At 70.1% G+C, this 14,429-nt stretch carries 18 protein-coding genes; 14 read left to right on the top strand and 4 right to left on the bottom strand.

Going from position 1 to position 14,429, the window contains the following annotated elements; all coding sequences use genetic code 11:
- The 7 genes from D477_RS23915 to D477_RS18405 all read left to right on the top strand — a co-directional run.
- The coding region (locus D477_RS23915) for a DUF6507 family protein (RefSeq protein WP_202804113.1) at positions 1–167 on the top strand (167 nt) is incomplete at its 5' end.
- Positions 167–1,279: a hypothetical protein gene (locus D477_RS18430; protein WP_005273338.1), complete on the top strand. Its 1,113-nt coding sequence runs from the start codon at positions 167–169 to the stop codon at positions 1,277–1,279. The genes D477_RS23915 and D477_RS18430, both read left to right, overlap by 1 nt.
- Positions 1,270–1,632: a hypothetical protein gene (locus D477_RS18425; protein ID WP_005273335.1), complete on the top strand. Its 363-nt coding sequence runs from the start codon at positions 1,270–1,272 to the stop codon at positions 1,630–1,632. Before D477_RS18430 ends, D477_RS18425 begins: the two co-directional genes overlap by 10 nt.
- The gene (locus D477_RS18420) at positions 1,629–2,093 is read left to right on the top strand and encodes a hypothetical protein (protein WP_005273332.1); all 465 of its coding nucleotides are present in this window, start codon (positions 1,629–1,631) and stop codon (positions 2,091–2,093) included. The genes D477_RS18425 and D477_RS18420 overlap by 4 nt, the downstream gene beginning before the upstream one ends.
- Positions 2,090–2,923 carry a hypothetical protein gene (locus tag D477_RS18415; RefSeq protein WP_005273329.1) on the top strand — a complete coding sequence of 278 codons (834 nt, stop codon included), beginning with the start codon at positions 2,090–2,092 and terminating at the stop codon, positions 2,921–2,923. Before D477_RS18420 ends, D477_RS18415 begins: the two co-directional genes overlap by 4 nt.
- Positions 2,924–3,029: 106 nt before the next feature.
- Entirely contained in the window at positions 3,030–3,590 is a 561-nt protein-coding gene (locus tag D477_RS18410; protein WP_005273326.1) for a GNAT family N-acetyltransferase, read from the top strand.
- A 30-nt stretch (positions 3,591–3,620) separates the two neighbouring features.
- Positions 3,621–4,220: a MarR family winged helix-turn-helix transcriptional regulator gene (locus D477_RS18405; RefSeq protein ID WP_005273324.1), complete on the top strand. Its 600-nt coding sequence runs from the start codon at positions 3,621–3,623 to the stop codon at positions 4,218–4,220.
- Here D477_RS18405 and idi read toward each other — a convergent pair.
- Complete coding sequence (gene idi / locus D477_RS18400; protein ID WP_043847648.1) at positions 4,172–4,717, bottom strand: isopentenyl-diphosphate Delta-isomerase; 546 nt, start codon at positions 4,715–4,717, stop codon at positions 4,172–4,174. The two genes, D477_RS18405 and idi, sit on opposite strands and share 49 nt — an antisense overlap.
- Positions 4,718–4,776: 59 nt before the next feature.
- Here idi and D477_RS18395 point away from each other — a divergent pair, with 59 nt between their 5' ends.
- The 6 genes from D477_RS18395 to D477_RS18370 are packed head-to-tail and all read left to right on the top strand — an operon-like array spanning position 4,777 to position 10,056.
- Positions 4,777–5,865, top strand: a complete 1,089-nt coding sequence (locus tag D477_RS18395) for a polyprenyl synthetase family protein (RefSeq protein WP_150110197.1) — start codon at positions 4,777–4,779, stop codon at positions 5,863–5,865.
- Positions 5,865–6,842, top strand: coding sequence for a phytoene/squalene synthase family protein (locus D477_RS18390; RefSeq protein ID WP_005273316.1), 978 nt, complete (start codon positions 5,865–5,867; stop codon positions 6,840–6,842). The genes D477_RS18395 and D477_RS18390 overlap by 1 nt, the downstream gene beginning before the upstream one ends.
- A 56-nt stretch (positions 6,843–6,898) precedes the next feature.
- Positions 6,899–8,497, top strand: a complete 1,599-nt coding sequence (gene crtI / locus D477_RS18385) for a phytoene desaturase family protein (RefSeq protein WP_043847653.1) — start codon at positions 6,899–6,901, stop codon at positions 8,495–8,497.
- Entirely contained in the window at positions 8,494–8,862 is a 369-nt protein-coding gene (locus D477_RS18380) for a lycopene cyclase domain-containing protein (protein ID WP_005273310.1), read from the top strand. Before crtI ends, D477_RS18380 begins: the two co-directional genes overlap by 4 nt.
- Entirely contained in the window at positions 8,859–9,182 is a 324-nt protein-coding gene (locus tag D477_RS18375) for a lycopene cyclase domain-containing protein (protein ID WP_005273308.1), read from the top strand. The genes D477_RS18380 and D477_RS18375 overlap by 4 nt, the downstream gene beginning before the upstream one ends.
- The gene (locus tag D477_RS18370) at positions 9,172–10,056 is read left to right on the top strand and encodes a prenyltransferase (RefSeq protein ID WP_005273305.1); all 885 of its coding nucleotides are present in this window, start codon (positions 9,172–9,174) and stop codon (positions 10,054–10,056) included. Before D477_RS18375 ends, D477_RS18370 begins: the two co-directional genes overlap by 11 nt.
- Here D477_RS18370 and D477_RS18365 read toward each other — a convergent pair.
- Genes D477_RS18365 through D477_RS18355 form a run of 3 tightly spaced genes read right to left on the bottom strand, consistent with a single transcriptional unit; the run spans position 9,999 to position 13,722 of the window.
- Positions 9,999–11,501, bottom strand: coding sequence for an SDR family oxidoreductase (locus D477_RS18365; RefSeq protein ID WP_005273302.1), 1,503 nt, complete (start codon positions 11,499–11,501; stop codon positions 9,999–10,001). The genes D477_RS18370 and D477_RS18365 overlap by 58 nt on opposite strands.
- Positions 11,501–12,298, bottom strand: a complete 798-nt coding sequence (locus tag D477_RS18360) for a glycosyltransferase family 2 protein (protein WP_005273300.1) — start codon at positions 12,296–12,298, stop codon at positions 11,501–11,503. Before D477_RS18360 ends, D477_RS18365 begins: the two co-directional genes overlap by 1 nt.
- Positions 12,295–13,722: a cryptochrome/photolyase family protein gene (locus D477_RS18355; protein WP_005273296.1), complete on the bottom strand. Its 1,428-nt coding sequence runs from the start codon at positions 13,720–13,722 to the stop codon at positions 12,295–12,297. The genes D477_RS18360 and D477_RS18355 overlap by 4 nt, the downstream gene beginning before the upstream one ends.
- A 127-nt stretch (positions 13,723–13,849) precedes the next feature.
- On the opposite strand from D477_RS18355, the gene D477_RS18350 reads away from it, so the two are divergent.
- Positions 13,850–14,429 (top strand): tryptophan-rich sensory protein (locus D477_RS18350; RefSeq protein WP_005273294.1); only part of this gene is annotated, 580 nt, incomplete at its 3' end.

Genomic DNA, 14,429 nt, shown 5'->3' with positions numbered 1-14,429 from the left:
CCGTCCTCGAGGCGGCCGCGCGGCTCACCGGGGCGACGCAGTCGGCCCTCACCCGGGCGGAGAACGCCGCTGCAGGAACCCGCGATGCCATCAGTGCCTATGCAGCGGGCGACCTCGAGATGGCCGCGAACGCCCAGCAGTTTTCCGGCGTCAGCGCGGATTTCTGATGTACGTCGACGACAGCGCGCTGCAGGACTGGGCCGACCCCGACCTGATCGACTCCGCCGCGGATGACGCTGCGGCTGCAGGCCGCGACATCCAGGAAGCCGGGCAGTCGGCGAAGGCGAGCTGGGCCGGGCTGTCCGGGACCTACCGGGCTCCGGAACAAGGCGTGGTCCATTCCGCCTTGGACCGCGTGGCAACCCGGACTGCCGATGTCGGGGACGGCGCGGAGCTTGTCGCCGCGGCGCTGCGGGAATTCGCCAGTGAAGTCCGGGGGCTGGTCGGAACCAGGGATGCGCTGCAGGCCGAGATTGCGGTCAACAACGCCAGGACCTACACGGACCAGGTGAGGGAGGAGACAACCTACTTCAACCTGACGGGCCGGACCTCGGAGCTGGCCATGTCGTACGCGGACCTGGTCTACCGGTACGCGGACCGGATCAACGGCCTGGCCCACCAGCCGCTCGACGACGTCTCGAACCTTTCGAACGGGCTCGACTACAGCGGCGTTCTGTACAGCATCCCGGAGAACACCAAGCTGACCCCGTACTACCGCAGCATTGCCCAGGAAGCGGCCGATGCATGGGGCATCTGGCATTCGGGCATGCCCCAGTACGGCACCGCCCGCTATGCCTACCAGCTGAACGGGGTCCTGCATCCGCCGAGCGGCCTCATCCACCCGGAGCAGCTGGGCGGCAGCGTACGTCCCAGTGCAGCATCGATCCCCACGCTGCCGTCCCACCTGCGCGCGGGCAGCAAGGCCCTCGGCGTCGCGGGCGTCGGCCTGGCAATCTATGGTGCCTACGGCGACCAATACAACGAGGACCTCGCCGAGCATCCGGAATGGTCCGAGTCCCAACGCCAGCGCAGCGCGGTGACCAATGCCGCCGTCGTTGGCGGCTCCTCTGCGGCCGGCGGCTGGGCCGGGGCGGCCATCGGTGCACAGTGGGGCGCCACCATCGGGATGGCCGGCGGACCGGTGGGCGCCGTCGTCGGCGGTATCGTTGGCGGTGCTATCGGCGGCTTCGTCGGCAGCCAGGCCGGAGAAATGGTCGGCGAGGCCATCATGGACGTCGGAGATGCCGTAGGAGATGTGTGGAATTCACTATGGGACTAGCAGCCATCCTGGTCTTCGGGGCGGCGCTGCTTGTGTATGGCATCAACGCCTACCGTGGAGCAGCGCGCGGTTGGACGCTGCGCGGCGGCTATTTGGGCCTCGGCGCGCTTTACTTCGGCGCCGCTATCCTCCTGTCCCAACCGGTCACCTGGCTGCTGGAATCCGGCTACTCCCTGCCCGGCATCCTGCTGGGGCTCGTCATGACCGTGTGCATGGTGCTGCTGGTGTTGAGCTTCTTCTGGATGCCCGCCTTCCTCAAGCCGCGCTGGCTCAAGGATTGGGAGGCCCGGGGAAGCGACCGGACCGAGTTCAGCCCCTTCAGGCGCGACAGCACGGACAAGAGGACTCCATGAGCACCACCCCCGAGGGCTACTCGCCGGCGCAGGTCGCCGGCCTCGGCTTCAGCTATCCGTCCGAATGGCAGCGCGTCGACCAACCGGAAGCCGACCTGGTGCTGGCCTGGCCGGAAGGCAAGGTCGAGGGCTTCCGCCCGAACCTCGTGATCACGAGCGAAGCCACGGACATGTCCATCCAGCGCCTGTCCACTCGCGCTATGGCCACCGTGCTGGCGGCCCACACCGGCTCCTACCTCATCGCCTGCGACCTCTGGGGCGTCGACCCCGTTCCTGCACGGCGTATCGGGTTCACCTACACAGCCTCCGGCAGCACCATCAACGTGGAGAAGTACCTGTTCCGGATCGGCGGCCAGGCGGTGGACTTCACCTTCAGCTGCGGCGTCCGGCAGTACTACAGCCTCGAGCCGCTCTTCGGCTACATCGCCCGCACCATCCGGCCCGCGGAGGTGGCGGCATGAGCATCTTCCCGGCCAAAGAACCGCGCCTCGACGAGTGGGCCCTGGAGATTACGGGCGAGGAGCTCGAGCTGCTCTCCGGCATCGCCGCCAGGCAGCCCTATCAGTCGGCGGGACCGTGGATCGACAATGCCGCGCTGCAGCTGCTGGACGACCTCGCCGGCGGCAGCCTGCTGGGCCGCTTCGGTGTCCGCGGAAAGCAGGCCGAACTCCAGCAGCTGATGCAGGCCGGCCTTGCCACGAAGTCCGGCAAGCTCACCCGCGAAGGCCAGGTCCTGGTGGCCCCGATGCGCCAGCGAACCGGCCTGGTCCAGCTCCACGCCGCCGGCGGCGGCCGCAACTCCCGCCTGCTGCTGTGGCTCTCGCCCGAAGGCGCCACGGTGGCAGCAGGTCCGTCCTACCACCGGCTGATGGACCCTAACGACGACGGCGTCCGCACCATAGGTGCGGACGGCAACGTCCAGCTCGACCATGTCCCCGCCGACGCAGTTCCCGGGTTGGTCGGGCGGTGGATGGGCCTCGCGCCGGCCTGGTCCATCTTTGGTACGCCCGACGTCCTGCCGGTGGAGATGCTCGAAGCCCGGTTCCGGGACCCTGCGGCGCCCGCGCCGGAAGGCGCCGACGCCCGGTTCCTCCGCGCCTGGCACGAACCCTGGGTGGTCTACCAGCTCGTCCTTGAGCCTGGTGGCTTCAAAGCCGGCCTCATCAACGCCGGAGCGGCCGGCTTCTACCGCTACGGCTCCACGGACGGCGGCGCCGGCCTGTCTCCGCTGCCGTCGGGCCAGCTCTGGGACCTGCTCGTCACCCAGATCAGCCCAATGTTCGCGGGCTGACTACGGGGCTCGCACCGGCAGGCCCGCCCGCCCAACCAATCGTGGTTTCCGGCCGAACTTGGCCAATCCGGTTGCCCCGGTCGGCTTGCGTGGCAGAATCGCTGGCATGGACGTGGAGCTGCCGCTGCAATGGCCTGCGACGCCGCCGTCGCACGGTCCAGTGGTGCTGCGGCCGTTCCGCGATTCGGATGCCGCCGTCGTCGCCGAGCTCTCCCGCGACCCCTACGTTCCGCAGATCAGCACCGTGCCGCCGGCGGCCACGGAAGAGGAAGGCACGGACTGGATCCTGCGACAGAACGGCCGCTTCGCGCAGGGCATGGGCTACTCCTTCGCGATCGCCGACGCCGCCACGGACCAGGCGCTGGGCCAGATCGGCCTGTGGCTGAAGGCGGTCGAGACGGGGCGTGCGACGGCGGGCTACCTGGTGGCGCCGTCGGCCCGCGGCCAGGGGGTGGCGGCTGCAGCGCTGATCGCGCTGACGAAGTTCGCCTGGACACTGCCCTTGCTGCACCGGGTGGAGCTCTACATCGAACCGTGGAACGAAGCGTCCATCCATACCGCGGAGGCCGCCGGCTACGAGCGTGAAGGGTTGCTGCGCAGCCACCAGGAGATCGGCGGCGAACGCAAGGACGTGCTGCTCTACGCCGCGATCCGGCCAGCGGCATGAGGCTGCCGGGCGGGGATTAAGATAATCACTATGCCCAGTTCATCTGCTCGTTCCCACGCGGCCACGGCAAAGCCTGCGCCGGGCGGTGGTTCCCAGGCCGAATTCGAGCCCGGCCTGCCGCCGGGAAGCGACTACCGCGGCCGGGAGCTGATGCTGCTGCTGCAGGGCTTCACCACGGAGACGGACCGCTACATCGAGGCACTGGGCCACAAGTACGGTATGCACCGCACGGACCTCAATGCGCTCACCGCCGTGATTGACGCGCAGCGCGAGGGCCGTTCGATCACCCCGGGCGTGCTGGGCGGCCAGCTGTCCCTGAGCTCCGCCGCGACCACTGCACTGGTGGACCGGCTGAGCAAGGTCGGCCATATGGTCCGCAGCCGCAGCGGTCCGGACCGGCGGCAGGTCCAGCTGGAGGTCACGGACAGCGCCAGACTGCGCGGGTCGGAAATCTTCACGCCGATGGTCGAAGAGCTGCTGGGCGTCGTCGCCAGGCGCAGCCCCGAGGAGATCGAGCTGCTGTCGACGTTCATGGAAGAACTGCGCGACGCCCTTGTCCGCGCACGCGAGAAGGCGCTGGCTCAGTCCGCGAAGAGGTCGGGAGATGCCTCGGCCAGCAGCGGCAGCTGAAGCGCCAGCCAGGGACTGAAGGCCCAGGGGGTGGCGGTGACCGCCTGCAGCAATAACGACGGCGGTACCCACTTCCATTCGGCGACTTCCGACGGCTCGGGGTCCGGATCGGTCTGCAGGCGGGCTACGTAGACCGGGCAGATCTCGTGCTCCACGATGCCGCTGGCATCCGTGGCCCGGTAGCGGAAGTCGGGCAGGACCAGCTGCAGGTCCGCCACCTCGGTCCCGAGTTCCTGCGGCGCCCGCCGGAGGACCGCGTCGGCCGTCTCCTCGTCGGGGCCGGGATGGCCGCAGAAGGAGTTGGTCCACACGCCCGGCCAGGTTTTCTTGGACAGCGCCCGCCGGGTCGCCAGGTACTCGCCCTGGCTGTTGAACAGGTGGCAGGAGAAGGCCAGATGCAGCGGAGTCTCCGCATGGTGCACGGTGGCCTTGTCCGCGGTGCCGATGCGGCCGCCGTCGTTATTGGCCAGTACTACCAGTTCCACTGCGCGCTCCATCCCTGCCGCCCACCGAAATTCTCTCGATTACCGAGAAATAATCATGTTTACTATTACCCATGACGATCCCTATCGCTCGACAGTACCCTGCAACAGACCGGGGGACCGAGTCCGGCGGGGTGCCGCTCGTGGACAGCGTGCTGGCGCAGTACTTCGAGGATGCGCTCAAGCGGGCCGACGCCATGGCACCGGACTACGCGCTGCTCTGGCAGTCACTGCAAGCAGCCACCTATGGCGGGAAGCGGCTACGGCCGGCGCTGGTGCTGTCGGCCTATGCCGGGCTGGGTGGACCGGATCCCGCGGAGGCCGCTGAGGTGGCGGCGGCGTTCGAACTGCTCCACACCGCGCTGGTCCTGCATGACGATGTGATCGACCGGGACTTCAAGCGGCGCGGCGTGCCTAATCTGGCCGGCGCCTACCGCAGCCGGGCCGCCGGACGGGGCGTTCCACTGGAGGAAGCGGCCCATCGCGGGCAGTCCGCCGCCGTGATCGCCGGGGACCTCGCCCTCACGGGCGCCTACCGGCTCGTCGCGGCTTCCGACCTGCCGGGGGAGCTGCGACTGCGTCTGCTGGAGGAACTGGATGCAGCGGTGTTTGCCTCGGCCGGCGGCGAGCAACTGGATGTGGAGTTTTCGCTGCCCGGGCGGCGGCCTTCGCTGCAGGAGGTCCTGCAGATGTCGCGGCTGAAGACCGCGGTCTACTCCTTCGAAGCTCCGCTCCGCGCCGGGGCGCTGCTCGCCGGCGCCGCCGGGAGGGAGGTGGAGGCCGTCGGCACGGCAGGACGGTACATCGGGACGGCGTACCAGCTGGTCGACGACCTGCTCGGCATGTTCGGCGACGAGGAGCTGACGGGCAAGTCCAACGTGGGGGACCTGGCGGAAGGCAAATGCACCCCGTTGATCGCCTATGCGCGGCTCTGCCCGGAATGGCAGGAGCTGGCCGGTCTGCTCGGCGGAACTCCGTCGGCCGCAGAGGTCCGCCGTGCCCGGAACCTCCTCGAGGAGTGCGGCGCGCGCGGCTATGTCGAAGACCTGGTGGAGTGCTACGCCGCCCGGGCCCGGGCGGTACTGGCGGAAGCAGCTCTGCCTGCGGCGTTATTGGCCGAACTCGACGGCCTGCTCGAGCGTGCGGTGCAAAGGAGCCGGTGATGGACAACAAAACCCAAGCGGAACTGTACGCGTCCGTTGCCCAGGAGGCCTCCGCCGTCGTCATCCGCCGCTACTCCAGCTCCTTCTCGCTGGCGACCCGACTGCTGGAAAAACCCGTGCGGCGGCACGTGGAGAACATTTATGCACTGGTGCGGATCGCGGATGAAATTGTCGACGGCGCCAGTGCCGGCTGCGGTTCGGAGCCGCAGGCCATCAGGCGCTGCCTTGACCGGCTGGAGCGGGAGGCGCTGGACGCGGCGGCCGGGGCCTACAGCTCCAACCTGGTCGTGCACTCCTTCGGGCTGACCGCAGCTGCCACCGGGATCGGTCCCGAACTGATCAGGCCGTTCTTCGCCTCAATGCGGACGGATCTGGACCGCTCGGCGCACAGCACCGCCAGTTTCGACGAGTACGTGTACGGCTCCGCCGAGGTTGTCGGGCTGATGTGCGTGCGGGCGTTCCTGCTCGGGCGGCCGGTAGCTCAGGAGCGGGTGGCGCGGCTGGATGCCGGGGCGCGGCGGCTCGGTGCCGCATTCCAGAAAGTGAACTTCCTGCGCGACCTGGCCGACGACTACCAAGACCTCGGCCGCAGCTACTTTCCCGGCGTGGCGGTGGACGGCTTCAGCGAAGCCCAGAAACACGAGCTGCTGGACGGCATCGAGGCGGACCTGTCGGCCGCAGCGGCCGCCATTCCGGATCTGCCCGCCGGCAGCAAAACGGCCGTGGCAGCGGTGCACGCATTGTTTGCCGAGCTGGCCCGCCGGCTGCGGCGCACTCCTGCGCAGGAACTTCTGACGCGGCGGGTCGGCGTGCCGGACCGGGCCAAGCTGCGGCTCGTCGCGCAGGTCTGGTGCAGCCAGCTGCCAAGGCCGCTGCTGCGACGCAGAGTCGACCATCCGCGGCCAGGCCTGCACGCCCCGGTCCAGCGGCTGCGGCAGCTGCCGCCCGTGGCCGCCCTGCTGCGGAGCCACCGGTGAAGCGGCGGACTCCGGCAGGACCGGCCGGAGCGGTGGCGCCGGGCAGCAGGATCACCATGATCGGCGGCGGGATCGCCGGCTTGGCGTCCGCCGCCTTGCTGGCCCGCGACGGCTATCGCGTGACGCTGCTGGAGAAACAGGAGTCCGTCGGCGGGCGGGCCGGAGAGTGGGCGCAGGACGGCTTCCGCTTCGACACCGGACCGTCCTGGTACCTGATGCCCGAGGTGTTCGACCACTTCTTCCGGCTGCTGGGCACGACAGCGGCCGAGCAGCTGGACCTGCGGGTGCTGGACCCCGGCTACCGGGTATTCTTCGAGGACGGCAGCGCGCCGGTGGATGTGCGGCGCGAACGGCGGCTCAACGAGGAGCTCTTCGAGCGGCTGGAACCCGGCGCCGGGGACCGGCTGGGCGCCTACCTGGACTCCGCACGGAAGACTTATGAGCTGGCCAAACGCCACTTCCTCTACACCAGCTTCGCCTCGGTCCGGCCGCTGCTGACCGCGGAGGTGCTGCGCGGCGGGCCGAAGCTGGCCCGGCTGCTGCTCGAATCCCTCGATACCTGGGCCGGCCGGCACGTCAGCGACCCGCGGCTGCGCCAGATCCTCGGCTACCCGGCCGTGTTCCTCGGCTCCGCGCCGAAGCTGGCACCGAGCATGTACCACCTGATGAGCCACCTGGACCTGGCCGACGGGGTGCTCTACCCGCAGGGCGGCTTTACCCGGCTCATCCGCGCCATCGCCGGCCTGGCCGAGGGCCATGGCGCCCGGATCATCACCGGCGTGGAGGCCACCGCCATCCTGACCGAACGCTCCGGCACCAAGGCCCGGGCCTTCGGCGTCCGCTACCGCGATGCCGCCGGAGCCGAGCACACCCTCGCCGCCGACGCCGTGGTTTCCGCCGCAGACCTGCACCACACCGAGACCGCGCTGCTGCCGCGACACCTGCAGAGCTACCCGGAGCGGTACTGGCGGAGGCGCGTGCCCGGCCCCGGCGCCGTTTTGCTGATGCTCGGCGTCGAGGGCGCCCTGCCGGAGCTGGCCCATCACTCGCTCATGTTCACCGCGGACTGGGACGCCAACTTCGCCGCGATCTTCGGCAGGCCGACCAAGGTCCCGGAGCCGGCCTCCATCTACGTCTGCCGGCCCAGCGCAACGGACCCAAGCGCCGCTCCGCCCGGGCACGAGAACCTGTTTGTGCTGGTTCCTGTCCCGGCCGACCCCGTGCTGGGCGCCGGCGGCGTCGGAGGTACCGGCAGCGAGCGCGTCGAGCGCCTCGCGGACACGGTGATCGGGCAGATCGCCGACTGGGCCGGCATCCCGGACCTGGCCAGCCGCATCCGCCTCCGCCGCACCGTCGGCCCGGCGGACTTCGCCCGCGACTTCAACTCCTGGCGCGGCGGCGTCCTCGGCCCGGCGCACACCCTGCGGCAGAGCGCCTTCCTGCGCGGCAGCAACAAGAGCCGCCGCGTCGAGGGCCTGTTCTACGCGGGCGGCACCACGATTCCCGGCATCGGATTGCCGATGTGCCTGATCAGCGCCGAGATCCTGCTCAAGCGCCTGCGCGGGGACATTACGACGGCGGCGCTGCCGGAACCGCTGGAGGCCTCCGGGGGAGCGGGGCAGGGTTCTCCTGCCGACGTCAAGGCGGCGCGGTGACGGGGCTGTTCTATTTGGCGGCGCTGCTGGTCTCGCTCGCCGGGATGGCGGTGCTGGACTGGCGGCTGCGGCTGTTCTTCCGGACCGCCCCGCTGCGCGCCGCGGTGGTGCTGCTGGCCGGACTGGCCTTCTTCCTCACGTGGGACCTGGCCGGCATTGCACTGGGCATCTTCTACCGGGGGCAGACGGAGTTCATGACCGGCATCCTGCTGGCCCCCGAGCTGCCGCTGGAGGAGGCTGTCTTCCTGACCTTCCTGTGCTACCTGACGATGAACCTCTACCTGCTCGTCCGGCGCCGGCTGGACACCGGCTCGTTCCGGCCGGACGCCCGGGCCGGCCGACGCGAGGAGGCGGCGCGGCGATGACCTACTGGCTGCTCAACCTCGTCTTCGTCGCTGCCGCGGCAGGCGTTGCCTTGGCCACCGGCCGGACGCGGAAGGCGGGCACCGCCGTCGTTATTACCTTCGCGGTGCTGTGCCTGCTCACGGCCGTGTTCGACAACCTCATGATCGCCTCCGGCCTGTTCGCGTACCGCGACGCGCAGATCTCGGGCTGGCGGATCGGGCTCGCCCCGCTGGAGGATTTCGCCTACGTGCTGGCCGCGGCCCTGCTGCTGCCGGCGCTGTGGACGCTGCTGCCGGCAGGGCGGACATCCAGCCGGAGGAAGGATGCGCATGACGAATGACCTGAAGCCGCGCCCGGTGCTGCGGAACCTGCTGGTGTCCTCGCGCCCGGTATCGTGGGTCAACACCGCCTACCCGTTCGCCGCGGCCTACCTGCTTACCGCGCAGGCCGTGGACCTGCCGCTGGTCATCGGGACCTTGTTCTTCCTGGTTCCGTACAACCTCATGATGTACGGGATCAACGACGTGTTCGACTACGAATCGGACGTGCGCAACCCGCGCAAGGGCGGAGCCGAGGGCGCCGTGCTGGACCGCTCGCTGCACCGGACCACGCTGCTGGCGGCGGTGCTGCTGCCGCTGCCGTTCGTGGCGTTCTTGCTCGCGGTGGGGACCTGGCTCTCGGCGGCCGTGCTGGCGTTGAGCCTGTTCGCGGTGGTCGCCTACAGCGCGCCCGGGCTGCGGTTCAAGGAGCAGCCCTTCCTGGATTCGATGACTTCCAGCTTCCACTTCACCAGCCCGGCGCTGTTCGGGCTGGTGCTCGCCGGGGCCGACTTCACCGGCGGGCTGTGGGCGGTGCTTGGCGCGTTCTTCCTGTGGGGGATGGCCAGCCAGGCCTTCGGCGCGGTGCAGGATATCAATGCGGACCGGGAGGGCGGCGTGGCTTCCGTGGCGACCGTGCTTGGCGCCGCCGCGACCGTGAAGTACGCGCTCGCCGCCTACGCACTGGCAGGCGTGCTGATGCTCTTCACCGGCTGGCCTGGCGCGCTCGGTGCCCTGCTGGCGCTGCCCTACCTGGCGAACTGCTGGCCGTTCCGTGCCGTGGAGGGCAGCCGGGCGGAGGCCAGCAATGCCGGCTGGAAGCGGTTCCTCTGGCTGAACTACGTGACCGGATTCTTCGTCACCATGCTGCTGCTCTGGTACGCCGCCGCGCGCTGAATGATGTTGCGGGCCATGGCCGGGAAGATCAGCCCGTGGAACGGCCACACCAGCCACCAGTACAGCTTGCCGGAGAGCCCGGTGGGGAAGTAGATCGCCCGCTGCCGGTAGATGGTCCCGGCGCCGTCGGGCAGGGCGGACAGCTCCAGCCAGGCCCGCCCGGGGATCTTCATCTCCGCGTGCAGCCGCAGCACCTTGCCCTCCGGCGAGTCCTCCAGGGCTTCCACCCGCCACCAGTCCACGGCGTCGCCCACGCGCAGGCGCTGGCTGCTGCGGCGGCCGCGGGTGTGGCCGACGCCGCCCGCCAGCTTGTCCATGATGCCGCGGACCGCCCACGCTTCCGGCCAGGAGTGCCAGCCGTCCTCCGCGCCGACCCCCTGGATCACCCGCCAGACGTGCTCCGGCGCCACATCAGTGTGCCGGGTGCGCTCGTCCACGTAGACGGTGCGGCCGGCCCACTCCGGATCGCTCGGCAGCGGGTCCGACGGCGGTCCATGCGACGCGTTGGTCCAGCTGGTCTCCACGTCGTCGCTGCGGAGCTTGCCCAGCGCCAGCTCCACCGCCTTGCGGTAGCCGGTCAGGCCGCCCTCCGGCGGCGGAATATAGCGGTCGATGTCGTGCTCGGCGGCGACGGCGTCGTGCTGGAGGGATTCGACCAGCGGCACCGCCATGGAGTGCGGGATCGGGGTAGTCAGCGCAACCCACCAGCCGGCCAGCTTGGGCGCCGGGATCGGCAGCGAGTAGACCCGGCGGCGGGCAATGCCGGCCTCGTGCGCATACCCGTACATGATCCCCGCGTAGCTCAGCACCTCGCGCGAGCCGATGTCGAAGGTCCGGTTCAGCCCCTCCGGCAGCTCCGGCGCGTGCACCAGGTAGTGCAGCACGTCGCGGACGGCGATCGGCTCGATCCGGCGCCGCACCCAGCTCGGCGCCGGCATCACCGGCAGGTTCTCGGTCAGGTGCCGGATCATCTCGAACGAAGCGGAACCGGAACCGATCACGACGCCGGCCTGGAACACCACCGCGGGCACCGCGCCTTCCAGCAGCACGCGTCCGACGGCGGTGCGCGAGCGCATGTGCCGGGAGAGTTCCACATCTTCGGGATGCAGGCCGCCCAGATAGACGATCCGGCTCACCCCGGCCCGGGCCGCGGCCTCCGCGACGGTGCGGGCCATCTGGAGTTCCTGTTGCTCGAAGCCGGCGCCCGAGCCCATCGAGTGCACCAGGTAGAAAAACGTGTCCACGCCGGCGCAGGCCCGCGCGGCAGCTTCCGGATCGCCCAGGTCACCGGTGGCGATCTCCACCTCGTCGTGCCAGGGGACTTCCTCGATTTTCGACGGCGACCGCACCAGCACGCGCACCGCGTAGCCGGCCTCCAGCAGCCGCGGCACCAGCCGGCCGCCGATGTAGCCGGTCGCTCCCGTCACCAGGACCCGTTGCGCCATCAGGAGCGCCCCCTTCCATCTGCGATCTGGATTCGCCGGCCGGGACGTCGCCAGCCGGGACTTCGCCGGCCGACCGAAAGCCGCGACTGCCAGCGTTGCGCCGGAGGCTGCTGCGCCCAGTGTACGGACAGCGTGTGCAAGGCACGCCGGAACCTCCGCACCAGGTTCGGCCACGACGCAATGGCGCGCGGTGAAATCCCCACGTCAAGGGCGCGGTCGAACCGGACGCGCCGCAGCGGCCCGATGTGGAAGCTCAGGCACAGGTCGTCATGCAGTTCCGGGTCCGAGCGGTGCACCTGGTCCCGGATCTCCAGCCAGCAGGAGCGCCGCAGCGCCATGTTCGAGCCGAAGAGCGGACGGTGTCCCAGCGCTGCGCCGGCCGCCAGCCGGTAGGCGCCGAGGTAAAGCTGGGAGAGCACGACGGCGGCGGGCCGGGGGAGGGCGTAGAACGTTCCGTGCCCGGTCAACGCGTCAAGGTCCGGCTCCAGCGCGAACGCCGCGGCAAGGCGCCGCGTCCAGTCCGGCGGCAGGACGGAATCGGCATCGCAGCGGGCGATGACATCTCCAGTGGCCGTGTCGTAGCCGGCGGCGGCTGCCGCCGGTATGCCGCGGACCGGCTCGTGAACGATGCGGGCGCCGAACCGCCGGGCGACCTCCGCGCTGTCATCGGTGCAGCCATTGTCCACGACGATAACCTCGAACGGCGGGTCCAGCTGGCCGACGAGCGAGTCCAGGCACGCTTCCAACGGCCCTGCGTCGTCCAGGCACGGAATCACCACGGAGACGGCCGGCGTCATCGGCCGGCCTTGTCCTGGCGCAGGGCTAGGTCCCCGCGCAGGGCTTGGTAGGCCTCGAGCGCCGCCTGCCGGGATTCCTTCACATCCACGATCGGTCCCGGATAGTCCGGCTGTCCGTACTCCGGCACCCAGCGTGCGACGTAGCGGCCCTCGGGATCGAATTTCGCCTGTTGGCTGAGCGGGTTGAAAATCCGGAAGAAGGGAGCTGCGTCGGCGCCGGAGCCGGCGACCCACTGCCAGCTGGCCGGGTTCGTCGCGGGGTCAGCGTCCACCAGCGTGTCCCAGAACCAATGCTCGCCGAGCCGCCAGTCGATCCCGAGGTTCTTGACGAGGAAGCTGGCCGAGACCATGCGCACCCGGTTGTGCATCCAGCCGGTGGCCCACAGCTCGCGCTGGCCGGCGTCCACCAGCGGAACCCCGGTCCTGCCCCGCTGCCAGGCGAGCAGCCGGACGGAAGGCGAGGCGCCGCCGTCGTTCCCGTCCCCGCCACCGCTCCCGGGACGCTGCCACGGGAAGGCGTCGAATTCCGGCCGCAGGTTCTGTTTTGCCAGCAGCGGGTGGTGGTAGAGCTGGTGCCAGCAGAACTCCCGCCAGCCCAGCTCGCCCAAATAGGCACGCACCGCGCTGCTGCCCCGTTCGGCCTCGCGCGCCAGGACGGCGGCCCGGACCTGGAACGGACTGACGTGGCCCCAGCGCAGGTAGGGCGAGAGCCGGCTCGTGCCCTGCACCGCGGGACGGTCGCGGCCCTGCTCGTAGTCCGCCAGGGCACCGTCGACGAAGTCCTCCAGCAGTTCGTGGCCCGCAGCCTCGCCGGGCGTCCATGCGTCGCGCAGGCCCCCTGCCCAGTCCGGCCGCTGCGGCACCAGCTGCCAGCTGTCCAGCTCGTCCGAGTGCGGCAGGGGCCCGCCGAAGCGCTGGCCGGGCTCCGGGGCACCGAGCGGCGGACGGAGACCGAGTTCCGAAAGGGCCTTCCGGAACGGGGTGAAGACCTTGTACGGCGTGCCCTGTCCGGTGCTGATCCGCCAGGGCTCGTGCAACAGGGAAGCCTGGAAACTCTCCGCGTGGATCCCGGCTTCGGCCGCCCGCTGCTTCATCTCCGCATCGACCTGCCGCTCCGCCCCGCCGTAGCGCCGGTTCCAGTAGACGGCAGCGACCCCCAGTTCGGCAGCGACCTCGGTGAGCACCTCCGCGGCTGGTCCCCGGCGCAGCAGCAGCGGGATGCCGAGCCGGTCCAGCTCGCTGCGCAGGTCCTCCAGGGCGTGGTGCAGCCACCAGCGCGCGGCCGCGCCGAGCGGCCGGATTCCCTCGCTTTCTTCGTCCAGCGTATAGAGCGCCGCAGCCGCCGAGTCAGCCGTTGCCGCGAGCAGCGCCGGGTTGTCCCGGATGCGCAGGTCGTCGCGGAACCAGACCAGCGACGTCGCCATGGGTTGCCCTTTCCACACCCTGCCGCTTTAGGCCGCAGGTATAACAGTTGGCTTATCTCTCGATTATCGAGATTATTAGAACGAGTCAAGCACGCCCGGGCGGCGCTGCCAACCCCAAGGAGGACGAATGAGCCGGACTGTCGATCGTGGTGCCGGACTGGCTGCCCCGCTGCTGGTGCTGGCCAGCGCACTCGTCGCCATTGCCGGCGCCTTCCTCGGCAGCGGCGCGCTGGGCGGGACGCCGATCCAGGATGCGGCGGGCGGCTGGCTGGATGAGGATTCCACCCCGCTGGCTCCGGCGTCGGGCGCCTTCCGGATCTGGTCGCTGATCTACTTGGGGCTGCTGGCGTACTCCGTGTGGCAGCTGCTGCCTGCCCAGCGCGGTGCGGGGCGGCAGCGGCAGCTGCGGCCTTGGGCGGTCGTCGCGATGCTGCTCAATGCTGCGTGGATTTGGGTGGTCCAGGCCGGCTGGCTCGGCATGAGCCTGATTGTGATCGTGGTGCTGCTGGCCGTGCTGGCCCGGATCTTCGTCCTGCTGGTGCGCACCCGTCCGAATGGAACCGCGGACGAGATCATCACCGACGGGACCTTCGGGCTCTATTTCGGCTGGGTCACCATCGCCACCGTCGCCAATACCGCCGCCGTGCTGGCCGCGGCCGGCTTCGACGGGTTCGGCCTGCCGGTGCCCGTGGTCGCGTCGCCCGTGC

Origin of the sequence: Arthrobacter crystallopoietes BAB-32 (assembly GCF_000328305.2) — a bacterium.
GTDB lineage: Bacteria > Actinomycetota > Actinomycetes > Actinomycetales > Micrococcaceae > Crystallibacter > Crystallibacter crystallopoietes_A.
This window is presented reverse-complemented; position numbering and strand designations above follow the sequence as displayed.